Genomic DNA, 15,770 nt, shown 5'->3' with positions numbered 1-15,770 from the left:
ACTAGCGCGGGGCACGGGCAAAAGTCTTGCAAGACTTTTGCAAATTTCTTCCTCAGGAAATTTGCGCTCAGCCCTCCGGGCGGAGGCTGAGCGGCGCGGCCGTCTGGCCGCGCAGGTCGTCGATTCCGAGCGGAGCCTGCGGGCGTCCAAGCCGGTTGCGCACCACCCAGTGCAGGCGTTTCTCGGCGCGGGTGATCGCCACATAGGCCAGCCGTTTCCACAGCGGAATCCCCGCCTCGGTGCGCCCGGCCTGTGCCGCCGCCCAAAGGTCGGGGGCAAAGACCTGCACCTCGGGCCATTGCGAGCCCTGCGCCTTGTGGATGGTCACGGCCGCCCCATGCAGAAAGGTCGCGCCCATGGTGGCGGCCTGCGGGATGAAGGGTTCTTCCTCGTCCGGCTTTTCGATCTTGATGATCGAAGCGGCGGAAAGCTGCGGCTCCTCGGCGCCAATCACATGCAGACGGGCAAAGCCTTGCCGCGTGCCGGGACCAAGGTAGATCACCTGCGCCCCCTTGATCAGCCCGCGCGCCTCCAGATCAATGCGTTTCTTGCGGTGTTTCAGCGGCAGTTCGATCCCGTCGCAGATCAGGGGTTCACCCGGCAGCAGTTCGTCCTCTGGTGCGCCATGCACGGCGCGGAAAGCGTTGATCAGCCGGATGCGTGTCGCGTTGCGCCAGACCAGCACCGGGCTGCGCGCCATCATCTCGCTGTCCACACGCTCCGCCCAGACCACACGGTCATCGCTGCGGGCGGCCTTTTCGACCATGCGCTCGAACTCCTCGAACCGCAGATCGGGGTCGGCCAACGCATGTGCCAGATCGAGGATCGGGTTACCCTCTGCCTGCCGGTGAATGCGGCTGAGCATCAGCTTCGCGTGCTCGCCCAGCGTATCGAACACCATCTGGCCGCTTTGCCCCACCGGGGCCAGCTGCGCCGGATCGCCGAACAGCACCAGCGAGGGGAAGATCTCGCGCAGGTCATCGAACTGCCGGTCGTCCAGCATCGAGCTTTCGTCGATGAAGCCCACGTCCAGCGGCTCTTCCCGTCGCTTCCAGCCCTTGATGAAATCGGACCCGCGCAACCCGGCCGCCGCCAGCGCACCCGGGATCGAGGCGACCTGATCGTAGAACGCCTTCGCCCGGTCGAGTGCCTGCTCGGTCAGCCCCTCGACTTCGGGGCGCTTTGCATTCCCGGCCAACCATTCGGCGATCAGTTCGTACTGCGGATCATAGACCGGGGTGTAGAGGATGCGGTGGATCGTGGTCGCCGGAACGCCCCGCATGCGCAGCACCGAAGCAGCCTTGTTGGTCGGCGCCAGAATCGCCAGCGTGCGGCGGTCCTTGCGCTTCTTGCCCTCGTAATCGCCCGAGACGATATCGACACCGGCAGCCTGCAAGGCCTTGTAAAGACTGGCCAGCAGCATGGTCTTGCCCGAACCGGCCTTGCCGATCACCGCCAGAACGGTGTTCTTGCCCTCGACCGGCGGTGACAGCACACCCTCCGCCAGATCAATGCCCATGCCACGCAGGCGTTCGGCCACACGGTCCCAGGCTTCGGCCTGATCTTCGGAAAACGGCAAGGCTGGGTTCGTCATGCGGCGGACCATAGACCAGCCGCGCCGCAATGGCGAGAGGGCCTCAGTTCGGCCGCCCGCCAGAGGCTGGCCCCTGTCCCCGCAGATCCGCGCCGCCGTCGGTCATCGCTGAAATCTCGGCCTCGGCCACGCGCAGCGCCGTATGGATCTGTGCCGCAAAGGCAGGCAGGCCATTGGTCAGCGCGAAGTTATGCAGATCTGTCAGGACATCAAAAATCCACTCGTCGCGCATGAAGCCCCCGTCCCGTAATCGTCAATGAATCGCGCACAGTCCCGCAACTCAACGTGACACTATCGCCGGAGTGGTCAACAGATTGTCACCATCTGCCGATTTTCCAAAGCGAAACGCCGCCCGGTGGGGCGGCGTTTGCGTCGTGTATCGGCAGAGGGCTCAGCGGTCGCGGCTGGCTTCCAGCGTGTCCTCGAAGGTGCGCAGGCCGGTACGCGGCGCCTGCACTAGCACGGCCATGTTGCCCGGCTTGTGCTGGTTGCGCAGCATCAGCGTGTGCGCCTTGGGGATCTCGGCCCAGGGGAAGACCTCGGACATGCAGGGGTCCAGACGGCGTTCGCACATCAGACGGTTGGCGGCGGCGGCCTGTTTCAGATGGGCGAAGTGGCTGCCTTGCAGGCGCTTCTGGTGCATCCACATGTAGCGCACGTCGAAGGTGCAGTTGAAACCCGAGGTGCCGGCGCAGATCACCACCATGCCGCCCTTCTTCACCACCAGCGTCGACACCGGGAAGGTGCTTTCGCCCGGATGTTCGAACACCATGTCGACGCTCACACCCTTGCCGGTGATATCCCAGATCGCCTTGCCGAACTTCCGGGCCTCTTTCAGCCATTCGTTATATTCGGGGCTGTTCACCGTGGGCAGCTGCCCCCAGCATTTGAAATCCTTGCGGTTGATCACGCCTTTGGCGCCAAGGCCCATGACGAAATCGCGCTTGTCCTCATCCGAGATGACGCCGATCGCATTAGCGCCCGCCGCATTGGCCAGCTGGATCGCGTAAGACCCCAGACCGCCCGAGGCGCCCCAGACCAGCACGTTCTGGCCGGGTTTCAGCTCGTGCGGGTGATGGCCGAACAGCATCCGGTAAGCGGTGGCGAGGGTCAGCGTGTAGCAGGCCGATTCTTCCCAGGTCAGGTGCTTCGGACGCGGCATAAGCTGCTGCGCCTGCACGCGGGTGAACTGCGCGAAGGAACCGTCATGCGTCTCGTAGCCCCAGATCCGCTGGGTGGGCGAGAACATCGGGTCGCCGCCGTTGCATTCCTCGTCGTCGCCATCATCCTGATTGCAGTGGATCACCACCTCATCACCCACTTTCCAGCGGGTCACACGGTCGCCCACCGCCCAGACGATACCCGAGGCATCGGAACCGGCGATGTGATAGGGCTGCTTGTGGCCGTCGAAGGGCGAGATCGGCACGCCGAGACCGGCCCAGACGCCGTTGTAGTTCACCCCGGCTGCCATCACCAGAACCAGCACTTCGTGGCTGTCCAGTTCCCAGGTCGGCACGACCTCAAGCTGCATCGCCTGCTCGGGCTCGCCGTGACGCTCGCGGCGGATAGCCCAAGCATACATATTTTTCGGCACATGGCCGAGCGGCGGCATTTCACCAATCTCATACAGATCTTTTTTCGGCGCGTCATAAGCGGCGATCGCGGATTGCGTATCCAGTGCCATCGGGGCCTCCTGCCAGAATGATGCCGCGCCGCAGAATCGGCGCGGGTCTGGGCACAGAAATACATTCGTCACGCAACTTTGCAACAACAATAAAGTACATGTTGTAATTTTATGTCCGCCGCGTCGCAGCGTTATCGCATAAGCTGTGACATGGGCCACAAAGCAAAAGCGCGCCCGAAGGCGCGCTTGGTATGTCGGGTCTGCACAGGGCTCAGGCCGCGCGCCACACCAGCCTTTCGCGCAGCGCATGTTCAAAACCAACCCGAAGCGATACCGCCGAAACCGGCGCGCGCAGCAGGATCGGCTCCATCCGGTCTTCGGGGAAGGTCTGCCCGCCCTTGACCTCGGAAGACAGCAGGATCGCCGGAATACGCAGACCGCTGCCCCGCAGCAGCGACAAGGCCCGCCGCCCCGCCTCCAGCCCGCCGAAGACATCGCAATCCATCATCAGCATGCCGTATCCGGCAGGATCGTCCAGCAGCGCCGACATTGCGGCAAACAGTTCGTGCTGTTCCTCCACCAGACCGCCGAACCCCGCCACGCGGCGCATGATCTCTTCGGTGCGGTTTGACATCGGATCTGCCAGCAACAACACACGGACCCCCCACCCGACAAGGGCGGCATCTTCTTCCATCGGTCGGAACATCTGCATGGCGGTCCTCACGGGCTGAGCTGCGGTCCTCCTGTTGCTACAGGTGGAATATGGCGGATTTGAGGGGAAAGGATGTTCTGTCCTCCCCGCTGCGGGGCACCTCTGGCGGGGCCGCAGTCGCTCTGCTTTGATGCCCTTGATCAAGGGGGCAGGGAATCATCATGTCACAGAGCGATTACCAGAAGCTTATCGACGGCCCCACCTGGGCCTTCATCCGGGAAACCGAGCGCTGGTATCCGCCGGATTCGGTTGGCCTGACCATCGCAGGCCAGCGCGAGGTCTATGACCGGATGTGCGCCGCCTTTCGCCAGCCCCGCCCCGAGGGGCTGGGGGTCGAAGACCACTCCATGGGCGGTGTGCCCTGCCGGATCTACACGCCGAAAGGCGCGCAACAGACCATGATGTATTTCCACGGTGGCGGGTTCGTCGTTGGCGGTCTCGACAGCCATGATGACGTTTGCGCGGAAATGGCGGCGGTGACCGGCTTCCGCGTGGTCAGCGCCGATTACCGGCTGAGCCCGGAACATGTACATCCGGCGGCCTTTGACGATTGCATCGCCGCCACGCGGGCGACGGCCGCGGATTATGGCGGGGCGCTGATCCTGGCGGGTGATTCGGCCGGGGGCGCACTGGCGGCCTCCGTCGCACACGCTCTGCGCGGGGAACTGGCTCTGAACGGGATGCTGCTGATCTATCCGGGCCTTGGCGGCGACCGGACGACGGGCAGCTACCAGACCCATGCGGAGGCTCCGATGCTGACGCTGGCGGATACGGAATATTACGAAAAGATCCGACACGGCGGCCCCGCGCCGGAATCCGACCCAACCGCCTCGGCCCTGCGCGATACCGATTTCAGCGGCCTGCCGCCGGTGGTTGCCTTCGCCGCCGAATGCGACCCGCTGGCCGACGACCCGTTCACCTATGCCGCGAAGGTGCGCGCCGCAGGTGGTCAAGCCGAGGCCCTGCTGGATGAAGGGCTGGTGCATGGCTGGCTGCGCGCACGCCATAGTGTGCCGCGTGCCCGCGCGGCTTTCGACCGGATTCTGGGACGTCTCAAAGCGCTGGCTTAACGCAGGAAGACCGGCCCGGTCATGCTGTCCGGCACCGGAACCCCCAGTCGGCTCAGGATCGTCGGCGCCAGCGAAAGCTGATCCAGCAGCACATCCGGTGCAGGCCCTTCGGCCGTGCCGAAATAATAAAGCGCGAAGTCGCGCTGTTCATCCGCCGCGCCACCGTGATGGCCCCGCATGTCCTGCCCGTGATCGGCAGTCACGATGACCTCATACCCCGCATCCAGCCAGCGTTGCAGGAAGGGCGCAAGCTGCGCATCCAGCGCATAACAGGCGTGGTCCATCTCGTGGCAGGCATGGCCGAAGCGATGGCCCATGCTGTCAAGCGTGCAGGTGTGCAGCATGCCGTAGTCGATGCCATGGCGTTCACACAGCCGGGTCAGCGTGGCGAAAAGATCGTGGTCGGCGGGCGTGGTCTGGTTGATCAGGTTGTAGCCATACATCGTGTGGAAGCGGCCATGGCTGATCGGGCCATCGGGTTCATCATATTCCACATCGCGCACGGCATCGAAGGGCGCGCGGTTGAAGAATTCCGACCAGAAGCTGTGCGCCACGGCCCCGGTTTTCAGCCCGGCGCGATGCGATTCGGAAAAGATGTCGGGATGGTCGAGCCGCCGAACCGCCTCGTTCCCCCAGACGCGGGTGATTTGCGGCGGCAGGCCGGTGTGGATCGAGGCATAACAGGTGGCCGAGGTCGACGGCAGGACCGAGCGCATCTTCCACACCCGCGCATCACCTTGCGCGACCCAGCCTTCCAGATTGCCGAACAGCCTGCGCCAGTTGGCATAGGGCACACCGTCGATGAGGATGAGAAGCAGCTTGGGCATCAGGTCGCTCCAACCCGGCGGGGCCGCCCTATGGTGCGGACGGATGCCTCCGGCGGGGATATTTGGGCCAGGATGAATGGGCAAGGCCACGCCCTGCCCCGTCTGTTCAGTTGCCTGCGCCTTCCATCTTGCGATGGTCGAGCACCTGTTCCAGCCAGCCGAGCTTCATTTCCGGCACCGAAGACAGCAGGAGGTCGGTGTAATCATCGAAAGGCGGTGCCAGCACGTCGGATTTCGGCCCGTAGCGTTGCACCTTGCCCTTGAACATCACCGCGATACGGTCGGCGATGGCGCGAACGGTCGCAAGGTCATGGGTGATGAACAGGTAAGCGACGCCCTCCTGCGCCTGAAGCTCCAGCAGGAGTTTCAGAATGCCATCGGCCACCAGCGGGTCGAGCGCCGAAGTCACCTCGTCGCAGATGATCAGCTTCGGCTTTGCAGCCAGCGCGCGGGCGATGCAGACGCGCTGTTTCTGGCCACCGGATAGCTCGGCCGGGTAGCGGTCGGCAAAGCCCTTGCCCATCTCGATCTGGTCCAGAAGTTCCTGCACGCGCTTGCGTTTCTCGGCCCCACGCAGGCCGAAATAGAACTCCAGCGGGCGGCCGATGATGGTTTCCACCGTCTGGCGCGGGTTCATCGCCACATCGGCCATCTGGTAAATCATCTGCAATTCGCGCAGATCATTGCGCGAGCGGCCCGCCAGATCGGGCGACAGATCGCGCCCACCAAAGGTGATGCGCCCCTGCGCAGCGGGCAGAAGCCCGGTGATCACCCGCGCCAGAGTCGACTTACCGGAGCCGCTTTCGCCGACAATGGCCAGCGTCTGCCCCGGCGGCAGATCGACTGTCACGTTCTTCAGCACATCGAAATGCGTGCCCTTGTAGCGCGCAGTGACGTTCTGGACGCTGAGCACCGGCGCGACATCGGGGTTCTTCTCGGCATGGTCGATGGAACGGACCGAGACCAGCGCGCGGGTATAGTCCTCTTGCGGGGCCTCGATGATCTGCTGGCAGGTGCCGTATTCGACGGTCTTGCCGTGGCGCAGCACCATGATGTGATCGGAGACCTGCGCCACCACTGCAAGGTCATGGGTGATGTAAAGCGCGCCGACCCCAGTTTCATGGATCGCCCGCTTGATCGCCGCCAGCACGTCGATCTGGGTCGTGACGTCCAGCGCCGTGGTCGGTTCGTCGAAGATCACCAGATCCGGCTTCGGACACAACGCCATCGCCGTCATCACCCGCTGCAACTGTCCGCCGGACACCTGGTGCGGGAAGCGCTTGCCGATGGTTTCGGGGTTGGGCAGGCCAAGCTGGCGGAACAGATCGACCGCGCGGGCCTCGGCCTCGGCCCGGCCCATCATACCGCGCGCCAGCGTCGTCTCGATCACCTGTTCCATCAGCGGCTTCGCCGGGTTGAAGGCGGCTGCGGCGGATTGGGCGACATAAGTCACCTCTTTGCCGCGGAGCGAGCGCAAGCCGCCAGCGCCGCCCTTGAGGATGTCGCGACCGTTCAGCCAGACCTCACCCCCCGTGATGCGGACGCCGCCCCGGCCATAGGCCATCGACGACAGCCCGATGGTGGATTTGCCGGCGCCGCTTTCGCCGATCAGGCCCAGCACCTTGCCCTTTTCCAGCGTGAAGGACACGCCATGCACCAGCGTCACATCCTTCGGCGGCTCGCCCGGCGGATAGCTCGTCGCCTCGATCACGAGGCCGCGCACGTCAAGAAGCGTCTCAGGCACCGCGGCCTCCTTTCAGGCTGGAGGTGCGGTTGAGCACCCAGTCGGCCACGAGGTTCACCGAAATCGCCAGCGTCGCGATGGCGAAGGCCGGGATCAGCGCGGCGGGGATACCGTAGACGATGCCCTCCTTGTTTTCCTTCACGATGCCGCCCCAATCCGCCATCGGCGGTTGCACGCCAAGCCCGAGGAACGAGAGGGTGGAGATGAACAGCACGGCAAAGATGAAGCGCAGACCCATTTCGGCGACCAGCGGCGACAGCGCATTGGGCAGGATCTCGCGGAAGATGATCCAGCCCTGTTTCTCGCCCCGCAGGCGCGCGGCCTCGACGTAATCCATCACGGCGATGTCCACCGCCACGGCGCGGGCCAGACGGAACACCCGCGTGCTGTCGAGAATCCCCATGACGAGGATCAGCACCGGGATGGTGACCGGCATGACCGACAGCACCACCAGCGCCGAAATCAGCGAGGGGATGGACATCATCAGATCGACCAGACGCGACAGCACCTGATCGACCCAGCCGCCCTTGACCGCCGCGAAGAAGCCAAGGATCGAGCCCATGCCGAAGGACAGCAGCGTCGCACAGGTGGCGATGAAGATCGTGGTGCGCCCGCCCCAGATCATGCGGGACAAGAGATCGCGCCCGATGGAATCTGTGCCCAGCCAGAACTGGCTGGACGAAGGCTCCCAACTGTCGCCGACGATTTCGGCCATGCCGTAAGGGGCAATCCAGGGGGCGAGCAGTGCGGCGGCGAAGTAGGCGCCGGTGAAGACGAGGCCGATCAGCGCGGCCAGGGGCAGTCGCGTCATTTCGGGTGCCTCAGTCGCGGATTTGCAAGAATGGAAACGAGGTCGGCAATCAGGTTCAGCCCGATATAGACCCCGGCGAAGACAAGCCCGCAGGCCTGCACGACCGGCACATCACGCTTGGAAACGTGATCGACCAGATATTGCCCCATACCGGGATAGACGAAGACCACCTCGACCACCACGACACCCACCACCAGATAGGCAAGGTTGATCATCACCACGTTGACCACCGGCGCGATGGCATTGGGGAAGGCATGGCGCGCGATGATGGCGAAGGGACGCAGGCCCTTCAGCTCTGCCGTCTCGATATAGGCCGATTGCATCACGTTCAGGATGGCGGCGCGGGTCATCCGCATCATGTGGCCCAGCACCGCCAGCACCAGAACGATGACCGGCAGACCAATGGCGTAAAGCCGGTCGCCAAAGCCCATGCCGTCATAGACCGTCGAAAGCGAAGGCAGCAGCCGGTATTGCACCGCAAGGAAGAAGATCACGATATAGCCCAGCAGGAACTCCGGCACCGAAATGGTGGCGAGCGTCACTGCCGAGATCAGCTTGTCGGGCCAGCGGTTGCGATAGCGTACCGACACCAGACCCAGAATGATGGCCAAGGGCACCGCGATGACAGCGGCGCAGGCGGCCAGGAACAGCGTGTTCAGCAGACGTTTGCCAAGCGCGGGCGCGATGGGCTGGCCATTGGTCAGCGCATTGCCAAGATCGCCGTGCAACACCCCGCCGAGCCACGAAAAATAGCGCGTCAGCGCCGGTTCGTTCAGCCCCAGTTCCTGACGCAGGTTGGCCAGCGTCTCGGGCGTGGCGGACTGGCCGAGGATCGACTGCGCCACGTCACCGGGCAGGATCTGTGTACCCACGAAAATCAGCACCGAAGCTGCAAGCAGCAGCAGGAGGCCCAGCGCAATGCGCTGGGCAACCAGTTTGATCACCGGATGGACCATCGGTTACGCGAACCAGGTCTTGGCGGTGGCGAAGCCGTTCATCAGTTCGAGGTTGGAATCCTCGATCCAGCCGGCAACCGTTTCGCTGTGCGCGTCGACGAAATCGTTGAACATCGGGCAAATCACGCCGCCCTGCTCCCACAGGATATGGGCGCATTTGCTGTAGATTTCCTTGCGCTTTTCCGGGTCGGTTTCGGCGCGGCCTGCCAGCACCAGTTCGTCGAACTCCTTGTTGAAGAACTTGGTGTCGTTCCAGTCAGCGGTCGAGAGGTAAGCCGTGGAATACATCTGATCCTGCACCGGGCGACCGCCCCAATAGCTTGCGCAGAAGGGTTTGACGTTCCACACATCCGACCAGTAGCCGTCATCCGGCACACGCTTGATTTCCAGCGGAATGCCAGCCTGTTTCGCCGTCGCCTGGAACAGCGCCGCTGCATCCACCGCACCGGGGAAGGCGCCGTCGGCCACGATCAGTTCGATCGGGCTGCCGTCATGGCCGGAAGCCTTGTAGTGCTCTGCCGCCTTCTCGATGGAAAACTCGCGCTGCGGCAGGCTTTCATCAAACAGCGGATAGGATTTGTTGATCGGGATGTCGTTGCCGACCGAACCGTAGCCGTCAAGGATCTTGTCGACCATCTCCTGCCGGTTGATCGCGTATTTCAGCGCCAGACGCAGGTCGTTGTTGTCGAAGGGCGCGGTGTTGCAGTGCATGATGAACACATAATGCCCACGGCCCGAGGCATTGGTGACCACCACCCCCGGCGCCCGCGACAGAAGCTTCGCCACCTTGGGATCGACCCGGTTGATCATATGCACCTGCCCCGATTGCAGCGCAGCCGTGCGGGCAGTGGTGTCGTTAATGATGAGGAATTCGATGCTGTCATAGTGACCGCGGCTCGCATCCCAGTCATCCGCATTCTTTTCAAAGACATAGCGGACACCGGGTTCGGCCGAGGCAATCTTGTAGGGGCCGGTGCCAATGCCTTTGTTCGGGTCTTCCACACCACCGCCGGGCTGCACCACAAGGTGATAATCGGCCAGCAGATAGGGAAGGTCGGCATTGCCCGAGGCCATGGTCAGCACGACATTGTCACCGTCGACCTTGATGTCGGAAATGCCCTGCATGATGCCATAGGCGCCGGATTTGGCGTTCTGGTCGGAATGGCGCCTAAAGGTGGCCGCCACATCCTCCGGCGTCATCTCGCTGCCGTCGTGGAACTTCACACCCTTGCGGATCCGGAAGGTCCAGACCGTCGAATCCTCGTTGCTTTCAAAGGCTTCGGCCAGACTCGGTTCAATCGTCATATCCGGCGCGACATTGACGATCGTGTCCCCCCACTGACGGTTCACGTTGAAGGCAACCGGCCCGTCAGCCAGGCCCGGATCAATCGCATCGGTGCTTTCACCGCCGCCCAGACCCAGTTTCAGGACGCCGCCCTTCTTGGGCTCGTCCGCACGCGCCGCGCCGGGCAGCAGCGAGGTGCCAAGCGCGGCGGTCAAGCCGAAGGCCGCGGTGCGCCCGAGGAAGGCACGGCGGTTCAGCCCGCCGTTATCGATAAGCTCGATCAGCTTGGCGAGATCGTCTTTCATGTAGGACTCCCTGACAGTCTTGTTGTGTTTTCCCGAGCATGATGCACAAGGCGGCCCGGCGTAAATTGTTTTCTGACCTGAAAACCTGTCGGTTTTGTATCAGAGGTGGTCGCGTTTGACAAATTCGCGGAAATCGCGGTCGAAGACCGGAGTCTCCCCCTCCCAGGCCTGCAACCTGGCGGTGAACGCCAGATGGCCGCTTTCCGAGGTCAGATTCGTCTCGGCAAGCGTGCGGACCGACCAGTTTCCCCGCGAAAGGCGCTGTTCATAGGTGATCGTCACGCGCGCCGACAGCGGATCGTCGGGACGGATGGTCCAGACCTCGCGCATCGTGTCGCCACTGACCAGCCCGTGATCCAGATTTTCGGCGTCGCCTCCGTCTTCCTCGATCACCAGCGAGACCTCGCCGGAAATCAGGTTGCGCTCGATCCGGCGGGCCGCCGCCCCTTTGCGCAGCACCCGGTGGCGCCATGCCGGTGCGGCTTCTGGTGCGGGCGGCGTCCATTCGTCGCCGGTGCTGCCGGAATGACGCGGCAGTTCAAGGCTGCCCTCCTGCAGGGTCAGTGTCGCCGCCTCGGCCGAGGGCCAGGCAAAGGGCCAGTAGGTCGTCGACAGCGCCAGCCGCAGCCGGTGGCCGGGGGCAAGCCGGTAGCCCATCTCGTCCAACGCCAGTTCGATGTCGAAGGGGGTGCCCACCGGCACCGGCGTCGGGTTTTCCATGCTGTCCCGGTGCCGCAGGTTCAGCATGCCGTGGCAGATGCGGACCGAACTGCCGTCGGGCGCCACATCGCACAGTCGCGCGAATATCTGGGCGAAGGGCTTGTCGCTGGTCAGCCGCAGCCGCAGCACCGCGCGGCCCAGAAGATCCATCCCTCCGGCCAGTGGCGCGCTGTCAAAACAGACCGACATTGCGTCATCCTCGCGCTGGTCACCCGGCATTTCGGCATTCAGCCCCATCGGGAAATATTCGCCGGTGTGCAGCCCCAGATGCTGTGGCGTGTTCACCGCCATCTCCAGCGGCGCGCCCTGCCCGCCCAGACGCCCCGGCGCCAGCGGCCAGACCTCGGGCGTGACACGCGGGCTGGGCCATGCGGTTTCCGTCACCCAGTGGCCTTTGCGAAATGCGGGCGCGGCCGAAGGCGGCTCGGAATGCAGCATATAGGCCCGATAAGCCGGATCGGTCTCCGCCCCGTTTTCAATTCCCTTCAGCCAGCGATCCCACCAGCGAATCGCGACTTGCAGGAAACCGATCTGTGGCCCCGGCACGGCGGTATGCGGGTATTGATGGACCCACGGACCCATCAGCCCCTGCACCACCGACTGTTGCTTGCCCATCAGATGCCCGACGGTGTTCATGTAATTGTCGGCCCAGCCGCCGACACTCAGCACCGGCACCTGAATGGCAGCCCAATCCTCGCAGACCGAGCCGTGCCGCCAATAGGCATCGCGGCTTTGGTGGCTGGCCCAGCGTGGGGCGAGGTAGGGCTCGGCCTCCAGCCGCCGCAACCAGTCCGCCCGCCAGTCGGGTCGCAGCGCCGGATCGGCAGGGCGTGAGCTGAAAGACAACATCACCGCCCCCCAGCCCGGATTTTCACCCAGCATGCAACCACCCTTGAAATGCACGTCATCTGCAAAACGGTCGGTGGTGGAGCAGACCGAAATCACCGCTTTCAGCGCGGGCGGCCGCAGAAAAGCGGTTTGCAGGCAATTGAACCCACCCCAGCTTTTGCCCATCATCCCGACCGCACCGCTGCACCATGGCTGTTCCGCCAGCCAGGCGATGACGGCAAGCGCATCATCCATTTCCTGCTGCGTGTATTCGTCGGTCATCAGCCCTTCGCTGTCGCCATTGCCGCGCATGTCGACCCGCACGCTCGCATAGCCATGGCCTGCGACATAGGGGTGCATCAACTCGTCCCGCGGCAACGTACCGTCGCGCTTGCGATAGGGGATATATTCCAGCACCGCAGGCACCGGCTGCGTATCCGCCCCCTCGGGCCGCCAGATGCGCGCCGAAAGCCGGATGCCATCAGGCATGACAATCCCGACATCAGGATCGTCGATCAACCTGTGCGGAAAATCGGAAACGGTGGTGAGCGCAGTCATGGCAACTCCGGGGCCTGTTGGGTATCGCGGCAGGCTGAGCCTGCCCGCCCACCACGTCACGCCGAAATTCGACATTATTTTGTCGCTTATGAACCATGCCTTGCTTCTGAACGCAACCAATCCGCCAAAGCGGCCTGCGCCGCCGTCGCAGCCCCGCGCGTTTCCACCCAATATCCGCTCTCTGCCCGCAGGATCTCGGGCCCCAGTGGCACCAGCGCCCCGGATGCCAGATGCGGCGCGATCAGCGGCAGCCAGCCCAGCGCCACCCCCTGCCCCGCCAGCGCGGCCTGCACGACGAAATCATAGGTATTCATGCCCAATTCGCCGCTCCGGCGTGGTCGGGCGATCCCCTGATCGGCAAACCAGCCTGCCCAGGTGAACCAGCGCGCCTCCGCCGGTGCATCCAGATGCAGCAGCACCGCCTGCGCCAATAGTGCGGGTGTATCCAGCGGCCCCTGCGCATCCAGAAACCCCGGCGCGCAAACAGGAACCACCCGTTCCGGCATCAGCAGCCACGCCCCTTCAGCCAGATCCCCCTGCTGCGCAAAGCGGATCGCCACCTCCCCGGCCTGCGGCGCGCGGTTTTCCTGCGAGGCGGTGATCTGCACCTCAATCCCCGGATGCAGGCTGCGAAACCGCGCCAGACGGGGCATCAGCCACAACCCTGCAAAGCCGAAATCGGTGAGGATACGCAGCGCGGGCGCCCGCGCCAGCCCCGACACCTCGGCCAGCGCGGCGTCGATCTGCGCCAGCGCCGGCAGCAGAGCGCGCAACAGCACCTCCCCTGCCGGGGTCGGCAGACAGCCGCCCCGCCCCCGCGTGAACAGCGCCACGCCCAGATGATCTTCCGCCCGGCGCAGCTGATAGCTGATAGCCGGCTGGCTGAGCCCCAGCGCCGCCCCGGCCCGCGTCAAAGACCCGTGCCGCGCCACCGCCTCGATCACCCGAAGGGCTGCCGGGTCAAGTTGCATAAATCATCTTTATGTAAAACATCAAAAACTCCTGTCTTTCTTGTTTGCAGCATATGGTGTTTCAATATGAACGGAAGCAAAAGGCGCAGATCATGGCGGACAGGCCCAACATTCTTATCCTGATGGTCGATCAGCTGACGGGAACGCTGTTCCCGGATGGCCCCGCCGACTGGCTGCATGCGCCCAACCTGAAACGGCTGGCCGAGGGCGCAGTCCGCTTCACCAATGCCTATACCGCCTCGCCGCTCTGCGCCCCGGCGCGTGCCAGTTTCATGTCCGGGCAACTGCCACGCCGGACACGGGTTTACGACAATGCGGCCGAATTCACCTCGGACATCCCGACCTTCGCCCATCATCTGCGCCGCGCCGGATACCAGACAGCCCTTTCCGGCAAGATGCATTTCGTCGGCCCCGATCAACTCCACGGATTCGAGCAACGCCTGACGACCGACATCTACCCCGCCGATTTCGGCTGGACCCCGGATTACCGCAAACCGGGCGAGCGGATCGACTGGTGGTATCACAATCTCGGCTCGGTCACCGGTGCGGGCGTGGCAGAAATCACCAACCAGCTGGAATATGACGACGACGTGTGTTTCCAGGCGGTGCAGAAGCTTTACGACCTGTCGCGTGGCCAGGATGCCCGCCCCTGGGCGCTGTGCGCGAGCTTCACCCACCCGCATGATCCTTTCGTCGCGCGCCGCAAATACTGGGATCTCTATACCGACTGCCTGCACCTCGATCCGCCCGAGGCGATCCCTTACGAGGACATGGATCCCCATTCACAGCGGCTGATGGATGCCTGCGACTGGCGCGGGCTGGAGGTGACGCCCGACCATATCCGCCGCGCCCGACAGGGCTACTTTGCCAATATCTCTTACGTCGATGACAAGATCGGCGAAATTCTCGCGGCGCTGGAGGCGACGCGGCAAGAGGCCATCATCATCTTCGTCTCGGATCACGGCGAGATGCTGGGCCGCCGCGGGTTGTGGTTCAAGATGAACTTCTTCGAAGGCTCTGCCCGCGTGCCGCTCATGATCGCCGCCCCGGGGCTGGAACCGGGTCGGGTGGATACCCCGGTCTGTACAATCGATGTGACACCGACGCTCTGCGATCTGGCGGGAATCTCGATGGACGAAGTCATGCCCTGGACCGATGGCGAGAGCCTCGTGCCGCTGGCGAAGGGCTTTGATCGCACCAGTCCGGTCGCGATGGAATATGCCGCCGAAGGTAGCATCACCCCTCTGGTCGCCCTGCGCGAAGGTCGCTGGAAATATGTGAACTGTCTGGCGGACCCGGAAATGCTGTTCGATCTGGACACGGATGTCGAGGAACGCACAAACCTCGCGCAAGAGCCCGCCCATGCCGAAACCCTCGCCCATTTCCGCGCCATGGCGGAGGCCCGCTGGGATCTGGACCGCTACGATGCCGAGGTCCGTGAAAGCCAGGCCCGCCGCTGGGTGGTTTATGAGGCCCTCCGCAACGGAAGCTATTTCCCCTGGGATTACCAGCCGCTGCGCGCCGCCTCAGAACGCTATATGCGCAACCATATGGATCTGAACGTGCTGGAAGAAAGCAAACGCTTCCCGCGCGGCGAATGAGGCTATTTATATAGCGCGCCTGCGGCGCCAGCCGTTCATCCCGGCCCCCGGCTGCGCCGGGGACCGCGTCCCTGCCTCCGGCGGGAGTATTTGTTCAAGAAGCAGGGCATATTTGCTTCTTGCAAAAATACTCACTTTTCGCGCTCCGGGCGCATGCAAAGGCC

General features: G+C 63.9%; 13 protein-coding genes. 2 read left to right on the top strand and 11 right to left on the bottom strand.

Annotated elements, in window-relative coordinates; all coding sequences use genetic code 11:
* Window positions 1–67 precede the first annotated feature (67 nt).
* The 4 genes from C8N34_RS19140 to C8N34_RS19125 all read right to left on the bottom strand — a co-directional run bounded on the left by C8N34_RS19140 (window position 68) and on the right by C8N34_RS19125 (window position 3,930).
* Window positions 68–1,594: an ATP-dependent DNA helicase gene (locus tag C8N34_RS19140; RefSeq protein WP_054302687.1), complete on the bottom strand. Its 1,527-nt coding sequence runs from the start codon at window positions 1,592–1,594 to the stop codon at window positions 68–70.
* Between the two features lie 43 nt (window positions 1,595–1,637).
* Window positions 1,638–1,826, bottom strand: a complete 189-nt coding sequence (locus C8N34_RS19135; RefSeq protein ID WP_108130123.1) for a hypothetical protein — start codon at window positions 1,824–1,826, stop codon at window positions 1,638–1,640.
* A 159-nt stretch (window positions 1,827–1,985) separates the two neighbouring features.
* Window positions 1,986–3,278, bottom strand: a complete 1,293-nt coding sequence (gene ccrA / locus C8N34_RS19130) for a crotonyl-CoA carboxylase/reductase (RefSeq protein ID WP_054302655.1) — start codon at window positions 3,276–3,278, stop codon at window positions 1,986–1,988.
* Between the two features lie 211 nt (window positions 3,279–3,489).
* Complete coding sequence (locus C8N34_RS19125) at window positions 3,490–3,930, bottom strand: hypothetical protein (protein ID WP_054302654.1); 441 nt, start codon at window positions 3,928–3,930, stop codon at window positions 3,490–3,492.
* Window positions 3,931–4,091: 161 nt separating this feature from the next.
* On the opposite strand from C8N34_RS19125, the gene C8N34_RS19120 reads away from it, so the two are divergent.
* A complete protein-coding gene (locus C8N34_RS19120) occupies window positions 4,092–5,000 on the top strand; it encodes an alpha/beta hydrolase (protein WP_108130122.1) in 909 nt (302 codons plus the stop codon).
* Here the strand turns inward: C8N34_RS19120 and C8N34_RS19115 are convergent.
* From C8N34_RS19115 to C8N34_RS19085, 7 genes are all read right to left on the bottom strand, one after another.
* Window positions 4,997–5,827 carry an alkaline phosphatase family protein gene (locus C8N34_RS19115; RefSeq protein WP_108130121.1) on the bottom strand — a complete coding sequence of 277 codons (831 nt, stop codon included), beginning with the start codon at window positions 5,825–5,827 and terminating at the stop codon, window positions 4,997–4,999. The genes C8N34_RS19120 and C8N34_RS19115 overlap by 4 nt on opposite strands.
* Window positions 5,828–5,933: 106 nt before the next feature.
* Window positions 5,934–7,571, bottom strand: coding sequence for an ABC transporter ATP-binding protein (locus tag C8N34_RS19110; protein ID WP_108130120.1), 1,638 nt, complete (start codon window positions 7,569–7,571; stop codon window positions 5,934–5,936).
* On the bottom strand, window positions 7,564–8,382 hold the full coding sequence (locus C8N34_RS19105) for an ABC transporter permease (protein WP_054302651.1): 819 nt from the start codon (window positions 8,380–8,382) through the stop codon (window positions 7,564–7,566). Before C8N34_RS19105 ends, C8N34_RS19110 begins: the two co-directional genes overlap by 8 nt.
* Window positions 8,379–9,338, bottom strand: a complete 960-nt coding sequence (locus C8N34_RS19100; RefSeq protein WP_054302650.1) for an ABC transporter permease — start codon at window positions 9,336–9,338, stop codon at window positions 8,379–8,381. The genes C8N34_RS19105 and C8N34_RS19100 overlap by 4 nt, the downstream gene beginning before the upstream one ends.
* Before the next feature lie 3 nt (window positions 9,339–9,341).
* Complete coding sequence (locus C8N34_RS19095) at window positions 9,342–10,928, bottom strand: ABC transporter substrate-binding protein (RefSeq protein ID WP_108130119.1); 1,587 nt, start codon at window positions 10,926–10,928, stop codon at window positions 9,342–9,344.
* A gap of 99 nt (window positions 10,929–11,027) precedes the next feature.
* Window positions 11,028–13,034: a CocE/NonD family hydrolase gene (locus tag C8N34_RS19090; protein ID WP_108130118.1), complete on the bottom strand. Its 2,007-nt coding sequence runs from the start codon at window positions 13,032–13,034 to the stop codon at window positions 11,028–11,030.
* A gap of 86 nt (window positions 13,035–13,120) precedes the next feature.
* Complete coding sequence (locus C8N34_RS19085) at window positions 13,121–14,005, bottom strand: LysR substrate-binding domain-containing protein (RefSeq protein WP_108130117.1); 885 nt, start codon at window positions 14,003–14,005, stop codon at window positions 13,121–13,123.
* A gap of 92 nt (window positions 14,006–14,097) precedes the next feature.
* Here C8N34_RS19085 and betC point away from each other — a divergent pair, with 92 nt between their 5' ends.
* A complete protein-coding gene (gene betC, locus C8N34_RS19080; RefSeq protein WP_108130174.1) occupies window positions 14,098–15,606 on the top strand; it encodes a choline-sulfatase in 1,509 nt (502 codons plus the stop codon).
* Window positions 15,607–15,770 lie beyond the last annotated feature (164 nt).

Source organism: Gemmobacter caeni (assembly GCF_003054195.1).
In the GTDB taxonomy this organism is placed as follows: domain Bacteria; phylum Pseudomonadota; class Alphaproteobacteria; order Rhodobacterales; family Rhodobacteraceae; genus Gemmobacter; species Gemmobacter caeni.
Note: the sequence above shows the minus strand (reverse complement) of the source record. Positions and strands in the feature narration are given on the sequence as shown.

Coding starts and splice junctions, on each gene's coding strand:
- C8N34_RS19140 (WP_054302687.1), bottom strand. CDS start 1,594: ATGACGAACCCAGCCTTGCCGTTTTCCGAAGATCAGGCCGAAGCCTGG.
- C8N34_RS19135 (WP_108130123.1), bottom strand. CDS start 1,826: ATGCGCGACGAGTGGATTTTTGATGTCCTGACAGATCTGCATAACTTC.
- ccrA (WP_054302655.1), bottom strand. CDS start 3,278: ATGGCACTGGATACGCAATCCGCGATCGCCGCTTATGACGCGCCGAAA.
- C8N34_RS19125 (WP_054302654.1), bottom strand. CDS start 3,930: ATGCAGATGTTCCGACCGATGGAAGAAGATGCCGCCCTTGTCGGGTGG.
- C8N34_RS19120 (WP_108130122.1), top strand. CDS start 4,092: ATGTCACAGAGCGATTACCAGAAGCTTATCGACGGCCCCACCTGGGCC.
- C8N34_RS19115 (WP_108130121.1), bottom strand. CDS start 5,827: ATGCCCAAGCTGCTTCTCATCCTCATCGACGGTGTGCCCTATGCCAAC.
- C8N34_RS19105 (WP_054302651.1), bottom strand. CDS start 8,382: ATGACGCGACTGCCCCTGGCCGCGCTGATCGGCCTCGTCTTCACCGGC.
- C8N34_RS19100 (WP_054302650.1), bottom strand. CDS start 9,338: ATGGTCCATCCGGTGATCAAACTGGTTGCCCAGCGCATTGCGCTGGGC.
- C8N34_RS19095 (WP_108130119.1), bottom strand. CDS start 10,928: ATGAAAGACGATCTCGCCAAGCTGATCGAGCTTATCGATAACGGCGGG.
- C8N34_RS19090 (WP_108130118.1), bottom strand. CDS start 13,034: ATGACTGCGCTCACCACCGTTTCCGATTTTCCGCACAGGTTGATCGAC.
- C8N34_RS19085 (WP_108130117.1), bottom strand. CDS start 14,005: ATGCAACTTGACCCGGCAGCCCTTCGGGTGATCGAGGCGGTGGCGCGG.
- betC (WP_108130174.1), top strand. CDS start 14,098: ATGGCGGACAGGCCCAACATTCTTATCCTGATGGTCGATCAGCTGACG.